Source organism: Actinophytocola sp., assembly GCF_035762905.1.
Lineage (GTDB): Bacteria > Actinomycetota > Actinomycetes > Mycobacteriales > Pseudonocardiaceae > DASYTH01.
The window spans coordinates 61,406-84,579 of sequence record NZ_DASUCC010000155.1 but is presented as its reverse complement, the minus strand read 5'-3'; the positions used below and the strand labels follow the sequence as shown (position 1 = coordinate 84,579).

The window sequence follows — 23,174 nt, the reverse complement described above, 5'->3', positions numbered from 1 at the left end:
GATCAGGTCCCCAGCCGGACCGGGTCGGCGCGCTCGCCGCTCTCCGCGTCGAAGAACCGCAACTTGCTGCCGTGCACGGCGAACTCGTGCGTCTCGCCGGTCACGATCGGAGTGTCCACTGTGGAGGGTAGGCGGACGACCACCCGGGTTTCCTCGCCGATCCGGGTCACCGTGCCGTACAGGTGCCGGTCCCCGGACAGGTACTCGATCCGGTCCACGGCAAGCGGCATGGTCACCCGGTCGTCCTCCCGCACGTTCTCGATCGGCAGCAGGTGCTCGGGCCGGAACCCGACCAGCTGCCCGTCCCGGCGCACCAGGTTCATCGGTGGGGAGCCGATGAACGTGGCGACGAACGTGTCCGCCGGATGGTCGTAGATCTCCACCGGCGGGCCGACCTGGCGCACCTTTCCGTCGGCCAGCACCGCGATCCGGTCGCCGAGGCCCATCGCCTCGACCTGGTCGTGGGTGACGTAGATGGTGGTGATGCCGATCTCGTCCTGGAACGACTTCAGCTCGTCCCTTGCGGAGGCCCGCAGCTTCGCGTCCAGGTTGGACAGCGGTTCGTCGAGCAGGAACACGTGCGGCTCGCGGACCAGCGCCCGGGCCAGGGCGACCCGCTGCCGCTCGCCGCCGGAGAGCTGGCGGGGCTTGCGCTTCAACAGCGGCGCGATGCCGAGCAGTTCGGCCGCCCAGTTGGCCTTGCGCTCCCGTTGCTCCGGCGGCATTCCGGCGGCCCGCAACGGGAACACGATGTTGGCCAGCACGGTCTTGTGTGGATAGAGCGCATAGCTCTGGAACACCATGGCGATCTTGCGGGCGCGCGGCGGCAGCCCGGTGACCACGTCCCCGTCGATCAGCACGTCACCGCTGGTCGGTTCCTCCAGCCCGGCGATCGTGCGCAGCAACGTGGTCTTGCCGCAGCCGGACGGCCCGAGCAGCACCAGGTACTCCCGGTCCTCGGCGGTCAGGTCCACACCGTCGATCGCGTGCACCTGGCCGCCGTCGAAATGCTTGCTGAGGTCGCGGACCTCGACTACCGCCATGCGCCCTACCTCAGCCGCCGACGAGCCCGGCGGCCCGCCACTTGTTGAACACCGCGTTGACCTGCTGGGCCGCGTCCTTGACCGCCTGCTGCGGGGAGGCCTCGCCGCGGGCCGCCCTTGCGAACATGTTCGGGATCACGAAGGTGTTGAACACCTCGCCGATCGCCGTGCTGGCCGGTCCGGGGTGGCCGATGTTGGTGCTCCAGGACAGCGAGTCCTTGAGGAAGCTCAACTTGTTCGCCGGCTTCGCACCGAACGGGTCGCTGTCCAGCCAGGCGTCCCGGCTCGGGGTCAGCTTGTCCGCCCAGGCGCTGAAGTCGTAGAGCTTGGAGTGGTAGGTGGCGGACGCGAAGTTCGCCGTGTAGTGCAGCAGGAACTCCTTGGCGGCGTCGACACCCTTGGCGTGGTTGGGAATGATCCAGTTGTACAGCACGTGCTGCGCGGCCAGAGCGGCCTTCGGGCCCTTCAGTGCCGGCACGAAGAACACGTCGTCGGCCACCGTCGGGTTGCTGCCCTGTGCGGTGCGCCAGGCCGAGATCGAGTTGACGATGTAGGACAGCTTGCCCGCGACCAGGCCCTGGTTGTTGCTGGCCGCGTTCCAGGAGAACACCTCGGGCGTCATCGCCTGCTGGTAGAGCTTGGTCATGTACTCGACGGCGGCCACCGTCTCCGGCGAGTCCAGGATTACCTGCTCGTTCTCGTCCTGCTCCGAGGCGCCGTACGACCACATCAGCGCGCGCAGGATCATGTTGGAGTCGATCTCCTGCGACATGCCGAGGCCGAGCTGGATGTTCTGGCTCTTCTTGATTTCCGAGGCGCCGGTGAGCAGCTCGTCCCATGTGGTCGGTCCGTTGCCGAAGCCGGCCGGCTCCCACAGCGACTTGCGGTAGTTGCCCGGGTCCGGCACCCAGCCCGGCGAGTAGGAGTAGAACTTGCCGGTCGCCGGGTTGAAGCTGGATTTGCGGCACAGGTCCAACTGCTGGCCCCAGCGCTTGTTGGCCTCGTCGACCAGGTCTTTCATGTTCAGCACGCTGGGCTCGTACTGGGAGAGCGTCGCGATGTACTGGATCACGTCGTGGCCCTGCCCGGCCTGGATCTCGGCGGCGATCCGGGTCGGGATCTGCGCCTGGTCCACATGGTCCACGATCACGTTGACGCCGGTCTTGGCGCCCCAGTCCTTGGCGAACTTGTCGAACCACTCGTCGTGGCTGGGCACGAAATGGCTCCACAACAGGATCTTCAGGTCACCGGACAGCTTCGAGCTCGGCTCGGCGAAGGTCTCCTCAGGGGCACCGGTCGACGGCGCGGGGGCGCCGCCGGGGCCGCCGCCCTCCTCGCTGGCGCACGCGCCGGCGGATACGGCCAACGCGGCCAATCCCGCCGTCCGGAGCACATCCCGCCTGGTGAATTTGTCACTCATCAGCTCGCTCCTCCGTTGGAGTACCAGGCACGGTAACGCCGCCGTCGCCCGTGTCACCAGTGTTGCGATCTTGCTGTGACCTTGTTCGCGATGCGGTCAGGCGATCAGACCGCCACGGAACGCGACCAGCGCGGCCTGCACCCGGTTGACCGCGCCGATCTTGCCGAGCACCGCGGACACGTAGCCCTTCACGGTCGCCTCGGACAGGTGCAGTTCGTTGCCGATCTCGGCGTTGGACAGCCCCTGGCCGATCAGCGTGACGACCTCCCGCTCCCGCTCGGAAAGCGAGGCGAGCAACCGCCGCGCCGGCTCGGCCGCCCGCGCGCCGTCGGCCACCGCGGACAACACCCGCGCGGCCACCTTCGGGTCCAGCACCGCCCCGCCACGGGCCAGGTCCCGGACCGCCTTGATCAGCTGAGCCGGCTCGGTGTCCTTGAGCAGAAACCCGTTGGCCCCGATCCGCAGCGCTTCCTGCACGTACTCGTCCACGTCGAAGGTGGTGAGCATGGCGACCGAGGGTGGCTCCGGCAGCGCCCGCAGCCTGCGCAGCGCGGACAACCCGTCCGTGCTGCGCATTCGAATGTCCAGCAGCACAACGGCGGGCCGGTGCTGCCGCGCCAGATCGGCCACGTACAGCCCGTCGTCGCACTCGGCGACCACTTCGATGTCACCGGCGCTGGTCAAGATCGTCCGGAGTCCGGAGCGGACGAGGTCCTCATCGTCCGCGAGCAGTACCTTGATCACCTCAGCCTCGCAGGGTTGGCCACGCCGGGATTCTATCCCGTTGCTGACCGTAATACCTGCTACGCCGGCCGCAGAGCGTCGGAAAGCTTGACCCGGGCGCCGCTGCGCACAACGGCGTTGCGGTAGATCCGACCGGACAACCAGACCAGCGCCGGAATGGTGAGCACCACCAGAACTACGGACAGTGCCGCCTGCCAGCCCGGCACTCCGCCCATGGCCAGCCGCATCGGCATCATCGTCGGCGCGAAGAACGGGATCACCGACAGGACCTCGCACAGCTTGTTGTCCGGGTCGGAGGGCAGGATCGAGATGCCCAGGACGTAGCCGAGCACCACGACCATCATCGGCGGCGTGATCACACCCTGGACGTCCTCCTGCCGGGAGACCAGCGCGGCCAGCGCGGCGAACACCAGCGAGTACATGACGAAGCCGAGCAGGAACCAGACGATCAGCCAGACCACGGTGCCGAACGCGGCCGACGCGGAGATGGTCAGCGCCCCGATGGCCAGCGCGGCGACCACCCCGACCACGCCGATGACCACGATCTGGATCAGCCCGACCAGCCCGATGCCGGCCACCTTGCCGGCCATCAGCTGCCAGGGCCGGATCGTGGCCAGCAGCAGCTCGACCACCCGGCTGGACTTCTCCTCGACCACGCCGGTGGCCACCGTCGTGCCGTTGAGCAGCAGCGCCATGTAGATCAGGATGCCGGCGATGATGCCGAGCACAAGCTGTTGCTGCTCATAGGGAAACGGCGGTTCCAGGGACTCGACGTCGATCCCCGCACCGGCGACCGCCTGGCCCACCGCGGCCGGGTCGCCGCCCAGCCGCTCGATCGCCTGGTTGAGCACGAGCTGCCCGGCCAGCACGTTCAGCGCGTTACGCAGGCTGCCGTCCAGTTCCTTCTTCACCACCACCTGGATCCGCTGGCCGTCGCCGATCAGCAGCGCGTCCAGCGAGTCGTCGGCGACCTGCGCCCGGCCGGCCGCCTCGTCCGGCACGGTCCGAATCTCGATGTCCTGCTCCAGCGCGGCACCGGTCGCGGTCAGCGGTCCCTGCAGTGCGGCGGTCTGCCCGGTCACCCCGACCGTCGCGTCCGCGCCGCCGTCGACCAGCTTCATGGTCAGCGCGAACCCGATCAGGAGCAGCAGGGTCACCACGAGCGACCAGATGAACGCCTTGGACCGCAACCGGGTCGTCACCTCACGGGAGGCGACCAGCTGTACCGCCTGCCAAGTTCCCAACCGAACATCGGACCCCGTCACGCCGCACTCTCCTCATGCTCCGCGCTCACCACGTTGCGGAACAGCTCGGTCAACGTGGCCTGCCGCCGGGTGAACTCCCGCACCGGACCGGTCGACAACGCCGTCTGCAACACCAGTTGGTCGTCGGCGCCGTGGTCCAGCTCCAACACCACCTTGCTGCCCTCCCAGCCGCGCAAGTGCACGCCGGGCAACGCATCGGCCCAGTCCGGCCCCGCGTTCGGCGCGTCGACCACGAGGTGCACGGTTCCCCCCGCCCGCAACTCGTTCACGGTGCCGACCGCCACCATCTGTCCACTCCGAATGATCCCCACCCGGTGACACAGCCGCTCGACCAGATCCAACTGGTGACTGGAGAACACCACCGGAATCCCCTCGGCCGCCTTCTCCCGCAACACCCCGCTCATCACGTCCACCGCCACCGGATCCAGCCCCGAAAACGGCTCGTCGAGAACGAGAATCGTCGGATCGTGCACCAGCGCCGCCGCCAACTGCACCCGCTGCTGGTTGCCCAGACTCAGCTTCTGCACCTCGTCCCCTCGCCGCCCGGCCACCCCCAGCCGCTCCGTCCACTCCTCCATCGCCCGCTGCGCCTTCCGCGGCCCCAACCCGTGCAAGCGCGCCAGATACACCAACTGCTCCCCCACCCGCATCTTCGGATACAGGCCCCGCTCCTCCGGCATGTACCCGACCTGCCGCCGGGTCTCCAGCGTGATGGGCGCCCCATCCCACCAGACCACGCCCGAGTCCGCCGCCAGGACTCCGAGCGCAATCCTCATCGCCGTGGTCTTCCCCGCCCCGTTACTCCCCACGAACCCGAACAGCTCCCCCGCCCGAACGTCGAACGTCGCCTCCCGCAACGCCACCACGTCCCCATACCGCTTCGACAACGAGTCGAACACCAACCGCCTGTCACTCACCCGGCCATCCTGCCCCATCCCACCCCAAACCACCCGCACCAACCCACCCTTGATCACCTCCCGTTCCCCGCCCCCACCCGGACCCCCCTCCCTCCCCTCCCCATCCCCACCCACACCTCATCACCCTCCGTGCCCAGCCCACCCACCCGCTACGCTGTCCCCACGGCCCTCGTAGCTCAGGGGATAGAGCGCCCGCCTCCTAAGCGGTAGGTCGCAGGTTCGAATCCTGCCGGGGGCACACCTGTGGTGTGACCAGCAACAACGACGGAACGATCGGACACACGTTCGTTAGCGCAGCGCTCAGTGACACACCAACTGGAGTCTGTGCCAATGACCGATCTGTGGGCCCTGTTCGTCCGATCATGGCGGACTGCCTTGAAGGCAGAGAACAAATCCGCCGCCACCATCCGGATCTACACCTGCGCCGCCGAGCAGCTCGCGGCCTGGTCCGGCAAGCTGACCGAGCCGGTCGAACCGACCGAGATCACCGCCGACCAGATCCGCCAGTTCATCACCGAGATCATGGACCGCACCAGCCCCGGCAACGCCCACACCCAGTACCGCAGCCTGAAAACGTTCTTCGCGTGGCTGGTCGACGAGGACGAGATCGACGCGAACCCGATGGCGAAGGTGAAGGCGCCGTTCGTGCCCGAGCGGCCGATCCCGATCGTGCCGGACGACCTCACCAAGAAGCTGCTCGACACGTGCGCCGGCCGGGACATGATCTCGCGCCGCGACGCGGCGATCATCCGGCTCCTCCTGGACACCGGGTGCCGGCTCGGCGAGATCGCCGGCCTGGGCGTCGATGACGTGGATCTGGACCTGCAGGTGCTGCAGGTGCTCGGGAAGGGCCGGCGGCCCCGCGCCGTGCCGTTCGGGGCGCGGGCGGCGCAGGCGCTCGCGCGCTACCTGCGCGTGCGGGAGCGGGAGAAGTGGGCCCACCACCGCGCACTGTGGCTATCGGACCGCAACCGCGGCCCGCTGAAGGCCAACGGGGTTCGGCTCATGCTCGCGCGGCGCGGCCGGGCCGTCGGCACCCACGTGCACGCTCACCAGTTCCGGCACACCCTCGCGCACACGTGGCGCAAGGAAGGCGGGGACGGAACCGACCTGATGCGGATCATGGGGTGGCGATCGTCGGAGATGCTGCACCGCTACGGCGCCGCCGCGGCCGACGAGCGGGCCCACGACGCGCACCGCCGGCTGTCCCTCGGCGACCGGGTCTGAGGTGACACGGGAGCGCTGTGCTACTGGGCATGGCGAGACGCAGTGGCACCCGTAAGTTAGGCAAACGCAAGGGGTACGGCGCGCCATCCCGCCGCAACCGGTCCAACTACAAGCCCCGGCTCGAGCAGTCATGGGAGCGTCCGTCCCCACCGATGTTTCTCGCGCCGACCACCTGCGCGGACGACGACCCGCCGAGCCCGCCGCCGCCCGCAAAGCGGCGGCGGGTGAGGGCGACGCCGAAGGCGCCCCTGACCCCGGAACAGCGGACCCTGCGCGCAAAGGTCGCCGCGCACACCATGTGGTCCAACACCAGCAACCGCGCCGAGCGCACCGCCGCCGCCCGCAAGGCCGCCCACGACAGGTTCGCCAAGCAGGTCGACCCGGGCGGCGTGCTGCCGCCGGAGGAACGCGCCCAGCGCGCCGAGAACGCCCGCAAGGCACACTTCTGCCGGATGGCTGCGGCGTCGGCGAAAGCGCGCGCCGCTAAGGCTGCGGGGGGTGCTCCTCGGACCACGCGGAGCAGTCAGGGCAGCGCATCGTGAACTTGTCCTCGCCGCTGTCGGCTTGAACGGCGCGGTCGCACACCGACCACACCCAGTTCCGGCCGGCGCTGCGCGCCAACCTTGCCGGCTGATCTACTGCTGCGAGATGCACCAGTTCAGGGCGGAACATGCTGCGGCGCCAGCGGTATCCGCCCGGGGCAGGTGTCCCAAGCATGGCGTCGTCGCCTAGTGCGCCCATTTCGCCGCCTCACCTTGGTTGTCGGCAAGGTCAGCGCCGTGGAGAAGCAGGCACGCATAGCAGCGTGTACCTGTCTCGGTCCTTTGTAAACACTTGACCGGTGCACTGTGATCACAAAGGGCTTCGGCGAATTCGCTGCCGATCTTGTCCGGATCGAACGCGTGCAGTCGCCTGTCGTATTCGGACCGCATCCACACCACGGTGGTGGTCATGACGCTCTCCGGTGGAGCCCGGCGGGCGCGGCGGAACGTCGGGCAGCCGCGCCCACCGGTGCTGGGGGCCGGGCCGAGACCGGGGGTGTAGGTGTCTCGGCCCGGCGGCGCGCCGACTCGTACCCGGTCGTCGGCGCTGGCCGGGATGATGGGTGGTGACGCCCACTGTCAGCCCGGCAGAACAGGGGTCGGCAGCTACGGCACCGGCCACAGGTGCCGGTCCAGCAGCAGCGGAACCAACGCCAGAAGTCGGTGGCGATGAACAGGCAGCCCAGCAGGGCAGCCCCCAGCAGCAAGCCGAGGGCCAGGCTGCCGTCCATGGTGATCACTCCCTGGTTTGACCGGCGCCGCCTCGCCCAGACCTGGGCAAACAGGAAGGGGAGGCGACGCAGGCCACCGGCTGGGCCGGTTCTCAGACCGTACGCCACGTACGTACGTGGGGGAATACCCCGAGCGGGGGAACCCGCGTACGTACGTGGAATCGATGCGGCAAACTGTGCGCCATGGACGACGACGACCTGAGCCCCGGATCGCTGGTGCGCAGGTGGCGGCTCGGTAAGCAACTCCGCGAGCTGCGCGAGTCCGCGGGCAAGACCATGGATGAAGCCGCCGAATATCTCGGCGTGAAGCGGCCGACGATCAGCCGCATCGAGAACGGCCGGCACGCCATCTTGCCCAAGAACGTCAGGTTCCTGTGCCAGTTCTACGGGATCGGTGCGCCCGAGGTTGACATGCTCGTCCGGCAGGCCGAGGAGTCCGGCGAGCGCGGCTGGTGGTCCACCTACAGCGACACCATGCCCGACTGGTTCGGCACATGGGTCGGATTCGAAGCCGACGCCAAGGAGATCCGCGCCTACGAATCCGAACTGGTGCCCGGCCTGCTGCAGGTCGCCAGCTACGCCCGCGCCATCATGGCCGCCTACCGCGGTGACGGCGACGACGAACCCGACATCGCCCGGCTGGTCGAGTTCCGCCAGGAACGGCAGCGGCGGCTCGACGCGCGGCCACCGGCGCTGCACTTCGTGCTGAACGAGGCCGTGCTGCGCCGCCCGGTCGGCGACACCGCCGAGCAGCTCGAGCACCTCATCGCCATGTCCCGCCGGGACTTCGTGACCATGCAGGTGGTGCCGTTCGCCGCCGGACCGCACCCCGGCATGAAGAGTCCGTTCTCGCTGCTCACCCTGCCCGACGAGCCGCATCCGAACTTCGTCTACCTCGAACACGACGAGGGCGCCATCTACCTGGAGCGGCCGGCCGACCTGCGGCGATACACCGCGACGTTCGAGGCATTGACACGCCTCGCTCTCTCGCCCGCCGACACCGAAGCCTTCCTCGTTAGCCTGTTGGATGGGTAACGACCTGGGCATACAGGAAGGGAACCGGACATGGAACGACTGATCACGTGGCGTAAGAGCACCCGCAGTGGGGGTGACGGCGGCAACTGTGTCGAACTGGCCAACGTCGGCGCGGTGCGCGACTCGAAGAATCCGGCGGCCGGCGCGCTGCGCGTCGACCTGGCCGGCCTGCTGGCCGCCGTCAAGGAGGGCCGGATCTAGCGACGTTCGAGGTTGGAGATCCGGGCCAGCGCATCCCGCAGCCGGATCCAAGAGGCGGCCGAGCGGGTCGCCCCGACGGTGCCGACCCGCGGGGTGACCTTTCGCCCGCCGGCCCTGTCGACCTTGATCTCCACCTCGCGCACCACCTCGTCCACAGTCACCCCGCCGTACACGTCCACGGTGATCACGTCACCGAGGCCGTAGTCCCGGCCGTACTGCAGCCGTGCCGTGTCGACTGGCACCACCTCGACGAGTTGGGTGTGGCCTTGCTCGTCGAGCCGCTTCTGCGCGCCCTGAGTGAGCTCGACGTTGGAGTCGGAGTCACTCGCAGCGCGGAAGTCGTAGAAGTCCTCGAGCCGGCCCCACGCGGTGGCGTCGGCGGTGTCGGCCACCTCGATGAAGTCGCGGGCGTCCTCTTCGCCGCGACCGCCGCCGACGATGTGCGTGGCGGTGGGGGCGGTCAGCGTCCAGGTGAGCATCTTCAGGTTCCGCAGCGCCATCGAGAACCGGGCGGGCCCGGTCAGGTCAGCCGGCAAGTACACCTGGAACACCTTGCCCAACCCGAACCCGGAGTTGACCCGGAACCCGAGGGTCACCCCGGCGACCGCCCCGGACACGGCGAGGCCCTGCAGCAGCGGCAGCAGCTTGTCGAACCGGGCGCGGCCGGTGATGGACGGGCCGGCCACCGGATCCGCGGCGAGGGTCAGCGACGGCACCCGGCGGGCGACGAGCGCACCCGGCCCGGCGTTCACATCGACGTACTGCCGCATGATCGTCGATGCGACGCCGGTGCGGATGTCGTAGGCGGGGGTTTGCGCCGACAGCGCGGCCAGCGGGGCGGGGCGGGCGTCTCGGCCGCGCATCCACCGCATGTCGTCCTCGCCGGACAGGACGAGGCGGCGGGTGGCGCGCCCGCTGGTGCCGTCGATCTTGATTTCGGCTTTGGTGACCGGGCCGGCTATCACCGTGCTGGTGCCGGCCATGATCGCCACCCGCCAGCCGGCCGCGGCGGCGAGCGCGTGCTGCGGGGTCAGCGGGCAGTTCACCTGCCACGTCCCCACGTCGTTGAACTTCGGCACCGCGGTGTAGCTGGACCACATGATGGTGCCCCGGGTGGCGCCGGTCGGGTCGATCATCCACACCGTGTCCGCCACCGGGTCACCACCCGGACCGGTAGCGCGGGTAGAACGTGCACGACACTGACGAGCCGGTGCTGGCGCCGGTCAACGACAGCGTCACGTTCGTCGACCCGGGCGGGATCGCCCAGAACGTTGGGGTGCCGGTGAGGTGCGACCACCAGTCGGAGCCGCCCATGTCGACCGACTGCTCCCCGGGCTGGGTGACGATCGTCAGCGTGCCGGACAGGGTGCCGGACACGTGCAGCTCCTCGCCGGTGTCGTCGTTGTCCAGCGCCACCGCGGTTCCCGGTGGGGTGGCGGTCCAGATCGGCCACGCCGCCACGTCACCCGGGTTGGTGAGCACACCGGAGCCGAGCACGTCATCGGCCGACAGGCGCAGCGGGAAGAACGTGAAGAACGGCACCGGCGCCGGGAACGGGAACGACAGGACGACCGGGGTCGGGTCGAACCAGAACACGTCCGGGCAGTACAGCCGCAGCACGAACCGGTACCACGTGGTGTCCCCGCCGTTCGCGCGGTCCTCGGCGCCTTCCAGGCCGGCCGCGTAGTAGCCGCGGATCCGGCGCCGCTGGCCGTCCTGCTGGGCCAGCTCGAGGTGGCCGGGCTGCCGCGGATCCAGCGCCGAGCACAGCGCGCGCAGCCGCTCCCGGAGCTCGGCGTTGGTGGCGCCGAACACCGTCATCGGCAGCATGATGGAGCGGCCCGTCTCGTACACGTCGGTGACCACCTCGCCGTCCAGCAACGGCGTGGTGTCGGTGACGAGCTGCGCGGGCGGCACCCCCAACCCGGTGGCTCCCTTGTGGACGCGGTAGCCGGCGTCCCGGTCGTTCAGCACAATCGGGTCACCCGCGGCCGGGTACCAGACCAGTTCACGCGCCGGCATAAAGCGCCTCCTCCGCGCGAAGCTCGTCCATCACCATCCGCGTCACCGCGCCGGGGTCCGGACCGGTGATGTTGAACGTGTGCCCGGCGCGCTCCCGGCCCACAGTGGACGCGCTGTCCCCGCCAGCCGGGTACACGCCGCCCGCCGCCATCGGCAACGCAGACCGGAACCACTCCGGCCGCATCCTGCGCAGCGCCTCGTCGAGCAGCGCCTGCGAGCGGGCCGAGAACCGGTCCAGCGGCAGGAACAGCTCGTCCACCCGCGGGTTGTCCCCGATCACCCGCATGGTCCCGGTGCGCCGGTACGAGGCGACGATCCCCGCCGACCGGCCGGACATCGGTCGCAGCCCGCCGGCCCCGTAGTACTCCATCACTCCGCCGGAGCCTTGGGTGACGGCTTCCTTGGCCAGCTTGGCGGCGTTAGGGATGCCGGCCGCCTTGTAGGAGATCAGGATCTCGGTGCGCCGGTCGCGGGCCGCGTTGTTGATGTCCTCGTTGACGGCAGCGGCGTTTGAGGTGATCTCGACGTGCCCGTTGGGCAGGGTGCGCACCTTGAACCCGAGGTTCTCGAGGAACGCGATCTGCTGCGGCGTGGTCGACGACACGATGATCGTCTTGGAGTCGGGGACGCTGACGACCTTGTCCGACAGGATGCCGGCGTTCTTGATCGCGTCCACCATGCCGGGCTGCAGGATCGCCGTGGCCGCGGCGGTGGGCATTAGGTCGTACTGGTCGGCGAGCTTCTCGGCGTCCTGCCGGGCGATGCCGGCCGCGACCGCCGCGGCGATGAAGCTTTCCCGGGTCTTCGCGGTCGCCGCCGTGGCCGCCGCCACCGCCTCGGGCAGCGTCTTTCCTTGGGCGGTGGCGTTCTGCACGATCGCGGCGAACTGCTGCCGGTAGGCGTCGGACAGGCCCATCAGCGTGTTCTGCAGCGCCGAGCCCTTCTCGGTGACCGTGTTGATCGCGCCCGACGAGTCGAGCAGCGGCTGCTTGGACGCCGCGGCGTCGGCCTTCGCCCCCTTGAACGCGGCGCCTAGGTCGCGCAGGCTGTCGTTGACCGCCTGGGTGGCTTCCTCGACGGTGTGCCGTTTCCCGGCGTACTCGTCGAGCGCGGTCTTCAACCCGGACACTTGAGTGTCGGCGTCGGACGCGTTGTCCCCCAACGCTTTCAGCGCCTTGGCCATGGCCGAGGTGGGCGGTGTCGCCCCGCCGGTGGCGGCGCCGAGATCCTCGGCCTTCACCCCGACCTCGGCGAGCGCGTCGGAGTTGGCATTCGCGGCGTTCTGCGCCTCCAACATGCCACCGGAGAGCAGCCCGAAGTTCTGCCGCGACTCGACCAGCGCGCGGGCCAGTGACCCCCATTTCTCCGCGCTGATACCGCCGAACCCGTCGAACACCGCGCGCAGCGTCTCGGCGTCGCCGGTGATCTGGCTGGCGCTGATGCCGAACTGGTCGAAGGCGCTGTTCACGCGGCCGATCGCCTCGGCGTTGCCGAGGATCGCTTCGGTCATCGTCTGGTTCGAGATGCCGAGTTTCTGCGCGATGTCGTACAGGCCCTTGGACCGGGCCTCGGCGACCTGCTGCATCTTCGACTGCGCGGACAGCGCGCCGCCGTTGGCGATGATCGCCTCGGTGAGGGACCGCACCTTGGCGGCGTGCTGCTCGGCTGCCTGCTTCGCCTGCTGCTGTCGCGACATCCACACCGACAGCGCGACCCCCGCCACCGCCAGCGCGACACCCCACGGGCCGCCCAAGAAGGACATCAAACCCGACGCCGCCGACCGCAGGCCGGTGAACGCCGCCGCCGCGGTGCCCGAGGCGATGCCAGCCACCCGGGCCAACCCGTCCCCGGCCAGTTGCGTGGCGCGCTGGGTGGCCGACATCTGGTCGTTGACGCCGCCCAACCCGACGGCGAGCGCGACCTGCGCGCGCAGGTGGTTGGTGGTCGCGGTCGACGCCCGGTCGTAGGAGGTGGCCATGCTGTCGATCACGCTGAACCGGGCACGCAGCGCGTCGAGCACCCCGCCGTGCTGCTGCACCGCGGTGTTCAGGCCCTGCACCTTGTCCCGGACCGCGCCGACACCGGCCTCGACCCGCTCCTGCACCAGCCGCCACGCCACCATCGCCACGACCGCGGCCTGCACCGGGCCGGGAAGCGACTGCCATATCTGCGCGAGCTGTCCGACCGCGCCGATCACGACCTTCAGGATCGCGCCGAGCCCGTCGAACACGGGGCCGACGGCGCCTGTGAAGAACCCAACGGTGGCCTTCGCCGCCGGCAACAACTGCTGCCCGAGCGCCGCCGCCTTGTCGATCACTACGGCCTTCGCGGTGCGCAACTGGTTCGCCAGCTCACCCGAGGTGCGGCCGAAGTCGCCCTGCGCGTCCTTCGTCTGGGCGAGGATCTCCTGATACGCCACCATCACCCGCTGCTGCGGCGTCAACGCCTGGCTGGTAGTGGCGATCACGCCCATCTTCAGCGCGCGCTGCGCGATCACGCTCTCGTTGAGCAGCACCCCGTACTTCTCGATCGGGTCGGACTCGCCGCGCAGCGCCGCGCCGAGCGCCTCGATCGCCTCTTCCGGGGTGGTGTTCTTGAACGATGCCAGGTCGCTCGCGAGCTTGGTCAACGAGATGGAGAACTCGGCGTTCTGCTCGGCCGCCAACCCGGCCTGCTTGCCGTAGGTGCCGAACGTGGCCACGGCTTGCCGGGCCTGCGTGTCGCTCTGGCCGATCGCCGCCGAGGCCGTCTTGGTGAAGGCGAACACCGACTGCTGCGCCCCGGCGAACGTCACGTTGATGGCGTTCGCCGACTCGGACAGGTCCGAGGCGGCCATCACCACCTCGCGTAGCCCGCCGATGATCCCGGCGACCGCGCCGACCTTCAGGAACTCCCCGCGGATCTCCCCCATGAACCCGCCGATGCGGGCCCGCATCGAACCGACGAGCTGCACTGATCGTTTGGTGGCGCGCTCGAGCGGCTTCTCGTCGCCGTCGATGACCGCCTTTTGCTTGCTGGTCTTCGACACGAACGTCTGGTGCTCGGCGCCAGCCGCCTTGACGGTGCTCGTGTACTGCGACTTGTCCGCAGTGATCAGGGCCTGGATCTGGCCCACCATGAGCGCCACACGCGAACGGTGTGGTCAGGGTGTCACTCGCGGGCGATCCCGAGCGCGGTGTCGATGCTGTCGGTGGAGTCGTCATCCTCGCTGCTGGCCGGCCGCAACGCCTGCCATAGCCGCGCCTCGGCCGGCATCCCGAACAGGCGCACCACGAACCACCGCCACGTCTTGCCGTCCATGATGGACGGCTCGGTCAGGTCGATCCCGTAGTGCGCTTGGAAACCGGCTTCGACGAGCGGCCAGCGCGCGAGGATCTCTGGCCAGCCGAACCCGCTCTTGCCGGCTTCCGGGTCGATGATCCAGCCGTTCTCGTCGACCCGGAGCCCCGTGCCGGGGGGTCGGCATCACCCTCGGCGGCGACCTGGCCGAGCCACATGGCGCGTGCCGCTGCCTCGCCGGACAGGTGCCAGGTCATGAGGGTGAGCCCGATGTGCTGCAGTTCGTCGAGCATCACGCCGTCGGCGGCCATCTGGTCGATCACCGCTTGGCCGATCAGGTCGGCGGCGAACTCGTCCTCGTCCACGCCGGGGAGCAGTTCGACCGTCGGGTCAACCTTCTCGCCGGCGGCGAGCTTGCGTTGGATCGTCTCGATCCCGGCGCGGGCCTGCTGCAACCTGAGATTGGCGCGGATGGTGATCGCGCCCGCGCGCCACGTGTAGTTCTTGCCGCGCACCGGCAGTGTGAGGGTTTCGCCGTCGGCCTCTTGCAGGAAGTGGCCGATGTCGGCGAGGTCGGGGAAGGTGGTCACGGGTGGTCGTCCGCTCTGCTGTGGTGTGGTCTACGGGGTGTAGGTGAACGCGGTGAGCGGGCCGGAGCCGGACAGCGGGCAGTTGAACGGCTCGGCGCCCTTCACCTCGCCGCCGGCGCCCTTGTAGTTGCTGGTGGCCCGGCCGCTGTAGCCCTTGTTGTTGTCGGTGCGGCGGATCCGGATGTCCACATACGCCTCGGGGCCGGTGAGCAGGCCCTTGGTCTTCAGGTGCGCCTGGCCGGGGTCGTCGACCTGCGCGTTGTCCGGGCCGGTGTAGCCGTCGAACCCTTCGGCGCCCAGGTTCCAGGACCGGAACGTGGTCAGCTTGTCGTCCCAGCCGTCCGAGTCGAAGTCGGACACGTCGACCTCGTTCGGGTCGATCGCCAGCTCGAGCTTGTTCAGGCCCTTCACCTGGGTCCAGGTGGGGGTGATCAGGTCGGGGCCGGTGTTGACTTCGAGCACCCACTTGCGGGAAAGCCGCTTCTTGATCGGCGTCGGCATTACGGCGCTACCTCCTCGGTCAGCGTCTCGATTTGAAACGAGACCGACCAGGAGAGCCGGCCCGTCTGGTCCGCCCCGAGCGGGACGGGGCTGGTTTCGTTGGCCTCACACCACAACACCGACAGCTCGTCCGGTGTGGACGGCGCCCACGTCTCGGTGTCCTTGTGCTGCAACGCCCGACGGATCTCCTCGGCGTGCCGGGCACCGGTGTTGCCGGTTCCGACCGCGGCACGCCGCTCCACCTGGAACTCCGGCGTCTCGTAGCCGCTGAGATCCTGCGTGGGGAACCCGGGTCGGGTGCGGATGCACACCGCGTCATCCGGGGTGGCGGGCAGCGTCTCGACGAAACAGGGCACGCCGGATCCCGCGCCGTTGGGCGGGTACTTCACCAGCCCGAGATCGGCGAGCCTGTGGGCTGCGGCCACCGTGTGCACGCGACCACGGTCAGATCACGGTGTCACTCGAGCGCTTTCCTCGCCGCGTCGGCGATGTGCTCGAGGTACTTCTGCGCGCTGGCGCGCAGCGGGTCACCGAGGTATCTCGACTTGCCGGTGTCGTGGGCGAAGTCGCCGCGCTCGTGCTGGATCACCGCGTACGGCGTGTCGTAGCTGACCGAGCCTTCGGCGCCGTCGCCGGTGCGCTGAACCGTCACCTTCCCCGAGCGGGACAGGTCGCCCTGGTCGTAGGGCACCTCGTCCCGCGAGTCGGACAGCAGGTCTTCGCACGCCTCCTCGACACCATCCCCGGCGGCGTCGGCCATGGCCTTGATCGCTTCGGCGAGCGTCTTCTCGAAGTCCTGCATCACGCACCGACGCCGAGCTTGTGGTGCATCGGCGTGCCGTCCAGCCACACCGGGGTGTCCACCGTCCACACCCGCAGCAGCACGCCGTCGATAGTGCACCGGTCCCCCGACTCGGGACCGCGGCCGGCGAGGTCGATGTCCCCGGGCACCGACACCACATGCGACAGGGTGACCACCTTGCCACCGGGTAGCTGCATCTGCCGGGAGTGCGGCGACACCCGCGCCGGGCTGGCCAGCACAGCGGCGCCGTACGTGGGCCGCGCCTCCCCGTCGTCCCCGAGGTATGGCGCGAGGGTTACGGTCGGCCCGCCGGTGGCGAGCAGCCCGAGCAGGCTCACCACGTCGCCACACTCCCCCCGATCAGCCCGCCAGCCTGCAGCGCCTCGTACGCCGGCCACGGAACCTGGCTGGCCGAGCGGCCTACGCGCGCGCCGCGCCCGCCCGACACCGACAGGTTGTCGGCAGTGATCGACCCGCCCGCCGCCAGGATCGGGGACATGCCGCCCAGCGCCGACTCCTGCACGGCCGAGTGCTGGCGGGCGCGGATCGTCTCGCACACCGCCACCACCATGTGCTGCCGCTGCACCGGATCCTCGGCGTGCTCGTCGGCCTCGTCCAGCACCGGCCACCGGATCACCTTGCACGACAGCGACCGGGCCGCCGAGTCGATCAGCGTCTGCACGGCGCTGTCCGCCTCGGGCAGAGCCGGCCACTCGGCGCGGCCGAGCGTGGCGGCCTGCGCGTCCACATAGGCGCGCACCTCTTCCACCGTGGCCCAGATCATCGCGGGGTTCCTCTCTCGACAACGATGCGCCCAACGTCGGACAGCACCGGGGCCTCCGGGTTGTCGACGTACCGCACCCAGATCGTGTACTCGCCGGGGTCCAGCACGTGGCCGGTGCCGGGGCCGACGAGCACGCCAAGCCCGCCGTCGAGCGGGGTCGGATCCTCGTCGATGACGTCGGCGGTCGCCGGGGTCTGGTAGAGCGGCAGCACGGCCAGCGTCCACCCGGTGACCGGCGTGCCGTCCTTGGTGACGGTGATCGGGCCGACCCATTCGCGGGACAGCCGGTTGATACGCCACGTCGTCATAGCGTCTCCAAGGATGCGGACCAGCGGCCGGCGCCGATCGCCACCAGCGCGGGCTGTTGGGGTGCGAGCACGGCGGCGAGGTCGATGTCGTGGGCCGTACCGCCCGACTGGCTGAGCGGTACAGCCGAGGCGACCTCGACCACCGTCCCCAGCGCTCGCGCCTTATGGCGGCCGAGAGGCTGCGCGCTTCCCGTAGCTGCCGCGACGCCGAGTGCGGTCGTCTTAGCCCGGCCCATCGGCATTGCTGTGTCGGTCTGGCTGGCCGGGCCGATGGGTTGCTCAACCGAGTCCGGCTCGAGCACCAGTTCGACGGCGGCGATCGACGGGCGCATGGTCGCCGGTGCGGTCAGTCCGACGGTCTTCGCGCCCGCAGCACCAGCGTTGGCGTGGTAGCCGACGTAGGCGGCGTTCTCCGAGTTCGACCGGAAGTAGGTTGTCTCGGTGAGCGCACCGGCTCCGGTGCGCCACGTCCGGGTGACGCCGTCGACCGTCTCGTGGTCGCCGACCATCACGACGACGATCGAGTCGTCCTCAGTGGTGGTGATCACCAGGGACGGTGCGGTCGGGTCCGGTGCGTTGCCGACCGCGTCAGCGCCCACCGAACCGATCCCGTCGAATCGCAGCACCGACAGCCCTCCGGCGCCACCAGCCGAGAACGTGGCGGTCACGTTGAACGTGCCGCCCTGGCCCGGTCCGACGATGGCGGTCCACTGCGCGGTCGAGCAGCGCGCCAACGCGGAAACCACACCGTGCACAGTCCAGGTGAGACCGCCGCCCGAGATGCCCAAGCTGCGGAGCTGGTTCCCGCACACCGCGTTCGCCACCAGCACGTCACCCTCGGCGCAGGTCACCGACACCGAGGCGGTATCGACCGTGAACCAGCCGGCAGTCTCGTACTCGGCGACGAATCCCACGGCTACGCCGCCGAACTTGCCCGGAAGAAGTCGGCGACGTTTGCGGTGATCGAGTCGCCTTCCGGGGTCATCACCCAGCCGTGCTTGGTGAGTGGGATCAGGTCGGCATCGGTTCCACCAGTGGTGTCCGGGTCGAAACACACCACGATCGCGCCGACCTGGTTGCCGGCTGGCCCGGTCCACACCAGGTCAGCGAAGTCTGCCTCGAACCGGTCCGCGGTGTGGTTCACCGTCGCCGCCACGGACGTGATCACCTTGCGGCCAAGCGTGGTCTGCTCGTTGCTGGCCCCGGCGAGCAGCGCAGCCAGCGTGGTGTAGTCGCGCATCGTGGCGTCGCTGACCAGCCCGGCGTTCTCCAGCGGCACGGCGACCAGCGCAGCGTTCCCGACGCCGGCCTGTTCGCAGTACCAGCGGATCTTGCCAAGCGCCACGTTGAACGCGATGTCGGCCATCGGTCAGCCCTTGAGCAGCGACGCGGACTCGGCGTCGCCGACCCGCCGCGCCGCCAGGCCCTTCACGAGCGACACGAGCGCGGCGCCCGCGCCGAACCCGAGCGCGGTCTTCCAGTCGACCTCCCACGCGTTGACGGCGTCGCCGCCCAGCGCAGCCAGCACACCGCCAGCGAACGACGAGACGACCCGCTCGCCGAGGTCGGCCCAGAATGCGCGAGTGAACATGATGATCTCCTTGCCAGGTAAGGGGACTATGCCTCGGCGGGTCGGTCGACCCGCTGACCGGAACGGATGTGGTCGCGGCGGTCCCGCTCGTCGGCGGCCCGGTCGGCGATGCGCTGCACGTCCTCGTCGGACAGACGGCCGAGCGTCTCGTCCAGGTGGACGGCGAGCAGCGGCGCGAGGTGCGCGGCGACCGCGGCCGGGTCGGCACCGGCGGCGCGCACGGCGGCGACGATCTTCGCCTCGTCGTCGGTCAGCGTCCCGGCGAGCGCAGCCAACTGCACCTCGATCCGCTGCGCAGCCGCCCAAGCGTTCTCGGCCTTCACGTTGCCCATGACGAGCCACGCCCATGCCGGCGCCGGGTAGCCGCTCGGGGCGGTCAGGATGTCGTTCCAGCTCACGTCGTCCTCCTGTCCTGCGGCCATGGAAATGACCACGTCCCAAGGGAATCCCGGTCCCGGGTCCCAGTGCGTTCCGTCGCGGGTGCCGTTCGTGTAGTCGACGTGGCCGATCACCCCGGCCTCGCCGCGACTCACGCCGGCGGCGTCGAGCTTGCGAATCGGGATCCCGCGCGCGAGGCACCGGGCGCGGATCCAGTTGGCCGCGTGGCGCAGCATCCCTTGGTGATTGGTCAGCCACTCCTCGCGCGACCAGGCGGCGAACCCGCACAGCTCGAGGTTGTCGCTGCGGGTGTTGCCGCCGCGCAACGTCCACGCGGCACGGTCATACGGCACGCAGTTGTCGATCAGCACCGAGTCGTCCGCGCACGCGTGCGCGCTCGAGTTCGTTGACCGGTCGAAGAATGCCTTCAGGTCGGATGCCTTGCGGATGCCTTCGGCGGTGTGCACCGCGATCCAGATGACTCGGGCGCCGCCGCGGGGAGAGCTGGGTGCCATGCCCGAGACCGTGCGCCCGCCGTGTCACCCGCCGAGGTAGTCGAAGTAGATGCTCGCGACGACCGACACGTCGTCGGTCGTCGGGGTGACCCAGTCCGCCGACACGTTGATGTTCTGCTGCGCCTGGTCGTAAAACACCATGCCGGTGAACGTGGCGTTCGACCGCAGGAAGCCTGGCCCATCTGCGGGGAATGCCGGCCGGCGCCGGGTGTCCGACATGGACTCCTGCCACGGCCCGTTAGTCCAGTTGACGTTCGACGTGAACACGCCCGTCGGGCTGGAGTCGGAGAACACGAACAGGCGGATCGACCACAGGCCCGGCAGGTTCAGCTTGAAGTTGCTGCCCGTCAGCGTCACGATGCCGTCGGACCGCTGCTGCGTCCACGAGGTGAGCGTCACCGCGCCCACGTTGTCCGCAACCACCTGCGTGCGGGTCCACACATGACTGCCCCGCAGCGACGAAACCGGCCACCACTCCTGCACCAGCGTGTTGTAGTTCTGCGCCGAGCCCGAACCCGGACAGGTGGCGCGCGCCACCGGAATGTCCGTCGCGGCGGTGATCGCCGGCGGTGTCGGCGACGCGGCCGGCGTGCCCTGAATGATCGTCGGGGTGACGGTGTTCGCGGTGCGGTCCAGCCGCAGCACCAACCGGTCGATGCGCGGGTTGGTGTTCCCGTTCGCCGAGGCCGTCTTGGTTTGCACGGTGACGTTCTTGTAGAAGAACCCCTTGCACCACCCGTACAAGCCGTCCGGGATGGAGAACTGCAGGCCACTCCCCAGCGACACGCGCGGGGTGTCCGCCCCCAACCCGTCCGGCGCCCACAACCGCGCCATGTCGGCCCACTGCGCCTCGGTGACGTTCGCCCCAGACCCGGCGTCGAACGGGAAATACGTGTCAGCCACGCACCGGAGAGTCAGCCGGGCGTGTCACCTGCGACGGCGTCCCGGATCGCGTCCACCTGGTCCCGCAGCGACGTACCGGAGTTCGGGTGCAGCTCGTGCTCGATCGCCGTCAGCCGCTTCTCGACCGCCTGCACACGGTCCATCAAGCCCGGGCGCGCGGGCACACCTGGGCGCGCGGGCTCCCCAACCACGTCGTCAATGAAGTTGCTGGCCTTCTTGGCGGTGCGCAGGACCGGCCGGCCAACCGACCGCCACAGCACGCCCAGCGCGGTGACGATCGCCGCGGCGAACACCAGCCACGCAACGGCCGGGTGCGCGGAGATCAGCTTGTCCACCACCGATCACCTCTTCCGGGGACGCGCCGGACGCGGGGCCGGCGCGGGCTCGGCGTTCGACAGGCTCGACGCCTCGGCCACCTGCCTGTCAACCTCCTGCTCGGTCTCGGTCAGCTCGACTGAAGTGACCGTCACCGGCTCGTCCGGCTCGGCGGGCGGATCCGGCCGGACCACCACATATCCGATCGCCGTGAACGCCTTCTCCAGATCGCTACCGGGATCGGCGAAATGCCAGTGAGTCTCCGGCAGATCCTCGTACTGCGCCAACCACGGCATCAGCAACCCTCCCGGTCAAATCGTACGGTGGTGGGTTGGGGGCACCCGCCGGACCACCTCCCCGGCGCGACCACCACACCCTCGCAGAGCGACGGGTGCCCCCGGTCTACTTACTCGGCGAGCTTCGCGTCGATAGCCGCCGACAGTTCGACGGCCGACAGCTTGTCGTCGTCGATGCCGAGTTCGGCGGCCTGCTTGCGCAGCTCGGCGACCTTGGCGTCGATCCGCTCGGTCAGCTCCTTGACCGTGCCCTCGGTTTCCAGACCGAGCGCTGCCGCGTCGGCCTGAAGTGCCTGCTTCGGCGTTGACTTGGCCGGCGCGGGCCGCTCGTCCTCGGGCAGTTCCCGCCAGCCGTCCACGCCGTCCTCCGCCAGGCGCCGATGCTTGGCGATCTCCCCGTCGTCGTAGGTGCGGACTCTGGCGGCGACGTGGTCACCGGAGCGGCGCTCGAAGGTGGCCATCAGACCGCGAGTCCTTCCAGCACCCCGTGGGCTCGCTCGTTGCCCCACTTCAGGCCGATCTCGCCATACAACTGGACGTTGTCCGACGCGCCGGTCTTGGCGAGAGGCTCCTCGAAGAACACGCCCTTGTCGGGAATGCTGAGGAACACCGGCATGAGCTGCTCCAGGCTGACCGGGACGATCATGTCCTGCGGCAGGTGCCGGTCGAGCATGACGTTGAGCGTGCCGAAGTCGGTGATGATGGTCGTCATGTTGACGCCGCCGACGTTCCGGCTGGTCTCGGTGAACTGCCCGTAGGCCGAGGCGAACGCCTTGGTGACGGCCCGCTTCTGCTTGCTGTTCACGGCGAGGGTCGCGGTGAACTGCTCGGACATGCCGCCGTTGTCGTAGCACATCTGGATGATGTCGCTGACGTGGTCGGTGGTCAGCGTGGTGGACCACGGCTTGACGTAGGACAGTCCGGTCGCGGTGCCGAGGGTGAGCGCGGTGCCGCCCTGGCTGGTCGCGACCTTGAAGGTGTTCGCGTCGATGGCGTCCACGTAGTAGACGCGGCCGGCCACGATGTTCGTCGCGACGCCGGTGTTGCGGAACACGATCTTGTCGTTGTCCACAAGGCCGTGGCCGGTCGACGTGACCGTGTCGGTGGCCGAGGTGGCGCCAGTGACCGTGGTGGCCTTCGCGATCCGGTTCGTGGTGATCGCGGCGAGCAGGCCCTTGGTCTGGCGGGCGCTGGCGTTGGTGGTCGGCTTGACGTACTGGCCGTTCCAGAACGACCAGTTGACATCCAGCGCCATCGACTTCAGCGTCTGCTCGACCTGCCAGTCCAGCTCCTTCGTGACCGGGTTCGGGCCGCCGCCGGGGTGATTGAATGGCGCCGCCTGCGGCGAGGCGAGTTGGCCCGTGGCGGCCTGCTTGGTGTAGCTGACGCTGACCTTCTCCTGGTGGATCTGCACCACGTTGGTCACGTTCGCCCGCACCCGCTCCTCGGCAGTGGGCGCGTCCGCGCCCTCAACCTTGGTGCGCTGCCCGGGGTCGCGCAGGTCGTAGGTCTGCCACTCGAACTCGGTCGAGGTGGTCTGGCCTCCGCCGGTCAGGCCGCCGATGGCGGACAGAAGCGGGGTGTCCTCGGGGGTGAGTGCGAACAGTTCGCCGGTGTAGTTCGGCAGGTTGAAAGCGGTTCCGAGTCCGGTGATCCCGGCCATCGGTTACTCCTTGTCTCGCGTGTGGTTCTGCTCGCGGAGTTCGAGCCGGGACCTCCGATAGCCGAGTGCAGTCGTCTCGGCGGGGTACCTGCGGTATGAACG

At 69.4% G+C, this 23,174-nt stretch carries 30 protein-coding genes and 1 tRNA gene; 5 read left to right on the top strand and 26 right to left on the bottom strand.

The features are described from left to right. Nucleotides 1-2 precede the first annotated feature (2 nt). The 5 genes from VFV67_RS34260 to VFV67_RS34240 all read right to left on the bottom strand — a co-directional run bounded on the left by VFV67_RS34260 (nt 3) and on the right by VFV67_RS34240 (nt 5,407). A complete protein-coding gene (locus VFV67_RS34260) occupies nt 3-1,043 on the bottom strand; it encodes an ABC transporter ATP-binding protein (protein ID WP_326474876.1) in 1,041 nt (346 codons plus the stop codon). A gap of 10 nt (nt 1,044-1,053) precedes the next feature. Continuing rightward, the gene (locus tag VFV67_RS34255) at nt 1,054-2,463 is read right to left on the bottom strand and encodes an ABC transporter substrate-binding protein (RefSeq protein WP_326474875.1); all 1,410 of its coding nucleotides are present in this window, start codon (nt 2,461-2,463) and stop codon (nt 1,054-1,056) included. A gap of 96 nt (nt 2,464-2,559) precedes the next feature. Beyond that, nucleotides 2,560-3,207 (bottom strand): response regulator transcription factor, encoded by a 648-nt coding sequence (locus VFV67_RS34250; RefSeq protein ID WP_326474874.1) that lies wholly within the window; start codon nt 3,205-3,207, stop codon nt 2,560-2,562. 59 nt (nt 3,208-3,266) lie between these two features. Beyond that, nucleotides 3,267-4,472, bottom strand: coding sequence for an ABC transporter permease (locus VFV67_RS34245; protein WP_326474873.1), 1,206 nt, complete (start codon nt 4,470-4,472; stop codon nt 3,267-3,269). Further along, on the bottom strand, nt 4,469-5,407 hold the full coding sequence (locus VFV67_RS34240; RefSeq protein WP_326474872.1) for an ATP-binding cassette domain-containing protein: 939 nt from the start codon (nt 5,405-5,407) through the stop codon (nt 4,469-4,471). Before VFV67_RS34240 ends, VFV67_RS34245 begins: the two co-directional genes overlap by 4 nt. A gap of 147 nt (nt 5,408-5,554) precedes the next feature. On the opposite strand from VFV67_RS34240, the gene VFV67_RS34235 reads away from it, so the two are divergent. The 3 genes from VFV67_RS34235 to VFV67_RS34225 all read left to right on the top strand — a co-directional run bounded on the left by VFV67_RS34235 (nt 5,555) and on the right by VFV67_RS34225 (nt 7,158). Continuing rightward, a tRNA-Arg gene (locus VFV67_RS34235) sits at nt 5,555-5,627 on the top strand. 92 nt (nt 5,628-5,719) lie between these two features. Next, nucleotides 5,720-6,616 (top strand): tyrosine-type recombinase/integrase, encoded by an 897-nt coding sequence (locus tag VFV67_RS34230; protein WP_326474871.1) that lies wholly within the window; start codon nt 5,720-5,722, stop codon nt 6,614-6,616. A 152-nt stretch (nt 6,617-6,768) separates the two neighbouring features. Further along, entirely contained in the window at nt 6,769-7,158 is a 390-nt protein-coding gene (locus VFV67_RS34225; RefSeq protein ID WP_326474870.1) for a hypothetical protein, read from the top strand. A 186-nt stretch (nt 7,159-7,344) separates the two neighbouring features. Here the strand turns inward: VFV67_RS34225 and VFV67_RS34220 are convergent, their stop codons facing one another. Beyond that, a complete protein-coding gene (locus VFV67_RS34220; RefSeq protein WP_326474869.1) occupies nt 7,345-7,569 on the bottom strand; it encodes a hypothetical protein in 225 nt (74 codons plus the stop codon). A 503-nt stretch (nt 7,570-8,072) separates the two neighbouring features. Here VFV67_RS34220 and VFV67_RS34215 point away from each other — a divergent pair. Both VFV67_RS34215 and VFV67_RS34210 read left to right on the top strand, forming a co-directional pair. Then, a complete protein-coding gene (locus VFV67_RS34215) occupies nt 8,073-8,924 on the top strand; it encodes a helix-turn-helix transcriptional regulator (protein ID WP_326474868.1) in 852 nt (283 codons plus the stop codon). Between the two features lie 30 nt (nt 8,925-8,954). Further along, complete coding sequence (locus tag VFV67_RS34210; RefSeq protein WP_326474867.1) at nt 8,955-9,125, top strand: DUF397 domain-containing protein; 171 nt, start codon at nt 8,955-8,957, stop codon at nt 9,123-9,125. Here the strand turns inward: VFV67_RS34210 and VFV67_RS34205 are convergent. The 20 genes from VFV67_RS34205 to VFV67_RS34110 form a co-directional block, all read right to left on the bottom strand. Beyond that, on the bottom strand, nt 9,122-10,279 hold the full coding sequence (locus VFV67_RS34205) for a siphovirus ReqiPepy6 Gp37-like family protein (RefSeq protein WP_326474866.1): 1,158 nt from the start codon (nt 10,277-10,279) through the stop codon (nt 9,122-9,124). The genes VFV67_RS34210 and VFV67_RS34205 overlap by 4 nt on opposite strands. Nucleotides 10,280-10,283: 4 nt before the next feature. Then, nucleotides 10,284-11,147, bottom strand: coding sequence for a phage distal tail protein (locus VFV67_RS34200; RefSeq protein ID WP_326474865.1), 864 nt, complete (start codon nt 11,145-11,147; stop codon nt 10,284-10,286). Next, nucleotides 11,134-14,274 carry a hypothetical protein gene (locus VFV67_RS34195; RefSeq protein WP_326474864.1) on the bottom strand — a complete coding sequence of 1,047 codons (3,141 nt, stop codon included), beginning with the start codon at nt 14,272-14,274 and terminating at the stop codon, nt 11,134-11,136. The genes VFV67_RS34200 and VFV67_RS34195 overlap by 14 nt, the downstream gene beginning before the upstream one ends. A gap of 23 nt (nt 14,275-14,297) precedes the next feature. After that, the gene (locus tag VFV67_RS34190) at nt 14,298-14,447 is read right to left on the bottom strand and encodes a hypothetical protein (protein WP_326474863.1); all 150 of its coding nucleotides are present in this window, start codon (nt 14,445-14,447) and stop codon (nt 14,298-14,300) included. 14 nt (nt 14,448-14,461) lie between these two features. Next, complete coding sequence (locus tag VFV67_RS34185) at nt 14,462-15,016, bottom strand: DUF7426 family protein (protein WP_326474862.1); 555 nt, start codon at nt 15,014-15,016, stop codon at nt 14,462-14,464. A gap of 30 nt (nt 15,017-15,046) precedes the next feature. Then, the gene (locus VFV67_RS34180; RefSeq protein WP_326474861.1) at nt 15,047-15,517 is read right to left on the bottom strand and encodes a phage tail tube protein; all 471 of its coding nucleotides are present in this window, start codon (nt 15,515-15,517) and stop codon (nt 15,047-15,049) included. Continuing rightward, the gene (locus tag VFV67_RS34175; protein WP_326474860.1) at nt 15,517-15,942 is read right to left on the bottom strand and encodes a minor capsid protein; all 426 of its coding nucleotides are present in this window, start codon (nt 15,940-15,942) and stop codon (nt 15,517-15,519) included. Before VFV67_RS34175 ends, VFV67_RS34180 begins: the two co-directional genes overlap by 1 nt. Before the next feature lie 32 nt (nt 15,943-15,974). Beyond that, nucleotides 15,975-16,322, bottom strand: a complete 348-nt coding sequence (locus VFV67_RS34170; RefSeq protein ID WP_326474859.1) for an HK97 gp10 family phage protein — start codon at nt 16,320-16,322, stop codon at nt 15,975-15,977. After that, a complete protein-coding gene (locus VFV67_RS34165; protein WP_326474858.1) occupies nt 16,319-16,660 on the bottom strand; it encodes a hypothetical protein in 342 nt (113 codons plus the stop codon). The genes VFV67_RS34170 and VFV67_RS34165 overlap by 4 nt, the downstream gene beginning before the upstream one ends. Further along, nucleotides 16,654-17,103: a hypothetical protein gene (locus VFV67_RS34160; protein ID WP_326474857.1), complete on the bottom strand. Its 450-nt coding sequence runs from the start codon at nt 17,101-17,103 to the stop codon at nt 16,654-16,656. Before VFV67_RS34160 ends, VFV67_RS34165 begins: the two co-directional genes overlap by 7 nt. Then, nucleotides 17,100-17,411 (bottom strand): hypothetical protein, encoded by a 312-nt coding sequence (locus tag VFV67_RS34155; RefSeq protein WP_326474856.1) that lies wholly within the window; start codon nt 17,409-17,411, stop codon nt 17,100-17,102. Before VFV67_RS34155 ends, VFV67_RS34160 begins: the two co-directional genes overlap by 4 nt. Then, nucleotides 17,408-18,325, bottom strand: coding sequence for a hypothetical protein (locus tag VFV67_RS34150; RefSeq protein ID WP_326474855.1), 918 nt, complete (start codon nt 18,323-18,325; stop codon nt 17,408-17,410). The genes VFV67_RS34155 and VFV67_RS34150 overlap by 4 nt, the downstream gene beginning before the upstream one ends. A 2-nt stretch (nt 18,326-18,327) precedes the next feature. Then, nucleotides 18,328-18,777 carry a hypothetical protein gene (locus VFV67_RS34145; protein WP_326474854.1) on the bottom strand — a complete coding sequence of 150 codons (450 nt, stop codon included), beginning with the start codon at nt 18,775-18,777 and terminating at the stop codon, nt 18,328-18,330. Between the two features lie 3 nt (nt 18,778-18,780). Then, on the bottom strand, nt 18,781-19,002 hold the full coding sequence (locus VFV67_RS34140; protein WP_326474853.1) for a holin: 222 nt from the start codon (nt 19,000-19,002) through the stop codon (nt 18,781-18,783). Nucleotides 19,003-19,028: 26 nt separating this feature from the next. Next, nucleotides 19,029-19,895: an N-acetylmuramoyl-L-alanine amidase gene (locus tag VFV67_RS34135; protein ID WP_326474852.1), complete on the bottom strand. Its 867-nt coding sequence runs from the start codon at nt 19,893-19,895 to the stop codon at nt 19,029-19,031. A 24-nt stretch (nt 19,896-19,919) separates the two neighbouring features. Then, nucleotides 19,920-20,798, bottom strand: a complete 879-nt coding sequence (locus VFV67_RS34130; protein ID WP_326474851.1) for a hypothetical protein — start codon at nt 20,796-20,798, stop codon at nt 19,920-19,922. Between the two features lie 11 nt (nt 20,799-20,809). Beyond that, nucleotides 20,810-21,133 carry a hypothetical protein gene (locus VFV67_RS34125; RefSeq protein ID WP_326474850.1) on the bottom strand — a complete coding sequence of 108 codons (324 nt, stop codon included), beginning with the start codon at nt 21,131-21,133 and terminating at the stop codon, nt 20,810-20,812. 6 nt (nt 21,134-21,139) lie between these two features. Next, a complete protein-coding gene (locus VFV67_RS34120; RefSeq protein WP_326474849.1) occupies nt 21,140-21,415 on the bottom strand; it encodes a hypothetical protein in 276 nt (91 codons plus the stop codon). A gap of 104 nt (nt 21,416-21,519) precedes the next feature. After that, a complete protein-coding gene (locus VFV67_RS34115; protein ID WP_326474848.1) occupies nt 21,520-21,870 on the bottom strand; it encodes a hypothetical protein in 351 nt (116 codons plus the stop codon). Continuing rightward, complete coding sequence (locus VFV67_RS34110) at nt 21,870-23,072, bottom strand: SU10 major capsid protein (RefSeq protein WP_326474847.1); 1,203 nt, start codon at nt 23,070-23,072, stop codon at nt 21,870-21,872. The genes VFV67_RS34115 and VFV67_RS34110 overlap by 1 nt, the downstream gene beginning before the upstream one ends. Nucleotides 23,073-23,174: the final 102 nt, after the last annotated feature.

What these genes read in the sequence shown, in the direction of transcription:
- VFV67_RS34145 (WP_326474854.1), bottom strand. Translation starts at nt 18,777, where the DNA reads ATGGCCGACATCGCGTTCAACGTGGCGCTTGGCAAGATCCGCTGGTAC.
- VFV67_RS34115 (WP_326474848.1), bottom strand. Translation starts at nt 21,870, where the DNA reads ATGGCCACCTTCGAGCGCCGCTCCGGTGACCACGTCGCCGCCAGAGTC.
- VFV67_RS34140 (WP_326474853.1), bottom strand. Translation starts at nt 19,002, where the DNA reads ATGTTCACTCGCGCATTCTGGGCCGACCTCGGCGAGCGGGTCGTCTCG.
- VFV67_RS34160 (WP_326474857.1), bottom strand. Translation starts at nt 17,103, where the DNA reads ATGATCTGGGCCACGGTGGAAGAGGTGCGCGCCTATGTGGACGCGCAG.
- VFV67_RS34200 (WP_326474865.1), bottom strand. Translation starts at nt 11,147, where the DNA reads ATGCCGGCGCGTGAACTGGTCTGGTACCCGGCCGCGGGTGACCCGATT.
- VFV67_RS34260 (WP_326474876.1), bottom strand. Translation starts at nt 1,043, where the DNA reads ATGGCGGTAGTCGAGGTCCGCGACCTCAGCAAGCATTTCGACGGCGGC.
- VFV67_RS34230 (WP_326474871.1), top strand. Translation starts at nt 5,720, where the DNA reads ATGACCGATCTGTGGGCCCTGTTCGTCCGATCATGGCGGACTGCCTTG.
- VFV67_RS34210 (WP_326474867.1), top strand. Translation starts at nt 8,955, where the DNA reads ATGGAACGACTGATCACGTGGCGTAAGAGCACCCGCAGTGGGGGTGAC.
- VFV67_RS34110 (WP_326474847.1), bottom strand. Translation starts at nt 23,072, where the DNA reads ATGGCCGGGATCACCGGACTCGGAACCGCTTTCAACCTGCCGAACTAC.
- VFV67_RS34190 (WP_326474863.1), bottom strand. Translation starts at nt 14,447, where the DNA reads ATGGACGGCAAGACGTGGCGGTGGTTCGTGGTGCGCCTGTTCGGGATG.
- VFV67_RS34155 (WP_326474856.1), bottom strand. Translation starts at nt 17,411, where the DNA reads ATGACGACGTGGCGTATCAACCGGCTGTCCCGCGAATGGGTCGGCCCG.
- VFV67_RS34240 (WP_326474872.1), bottom strand. Translation starts at nt 5,407, where the DNA reads ATGGGGCAGGATGGCCGGGTGAGTGACAGGCGGTTGGTGTTCGACTCG.
- VFV67_RS34220 (WP_326474869.1), bottom strand. Translation starts at nt 7,569, where the DNA reads ATGACCACCACCGTGGTGTGGATGCGGTCCGAATACGACAGGCGACTG.
- VFV67_RS34180 (WP_326474861.1), bottom strand. Translation starts at nt 15,517, where the DNA reads ATGCCGACGCCGATCAAGAAGCGGCTTTCCCGCAAGTGGGTGCTCGAA.
- VFV67_RS34215 (WP_326474868.1), top strand. Translation starts at nt 8,073, where the DNA reads ATGGACGACGACGACCTGAGCCCCGGATCGCTGGTGCGCAGGTGGCGG.
- VFV67_RS34255 (WP_326474875.1), bottom strand. Translation starts at nt 2,463, where the DNA reads ATGAGTGACAAATTCACCAGGCGGGATGTGCTCCGGACGGCGGGATTG.
- VFV67_RS34135 (WP_326474852.1), bottom strand. Translation starts at nt 19,895, where the DNA reads ATGGCACCCAGCTCTCCCCGCGGCGGCGCCCGAGTCATCTGGATCGCG.
- VFV67_RS34225 (WP_326474870.1), top strand. Translation starts at nt 6,769, where the DNA reads ATGTTTCTCGCGCCGACCACCTGCGCGGACGACGACCCGCCGAGCCCG.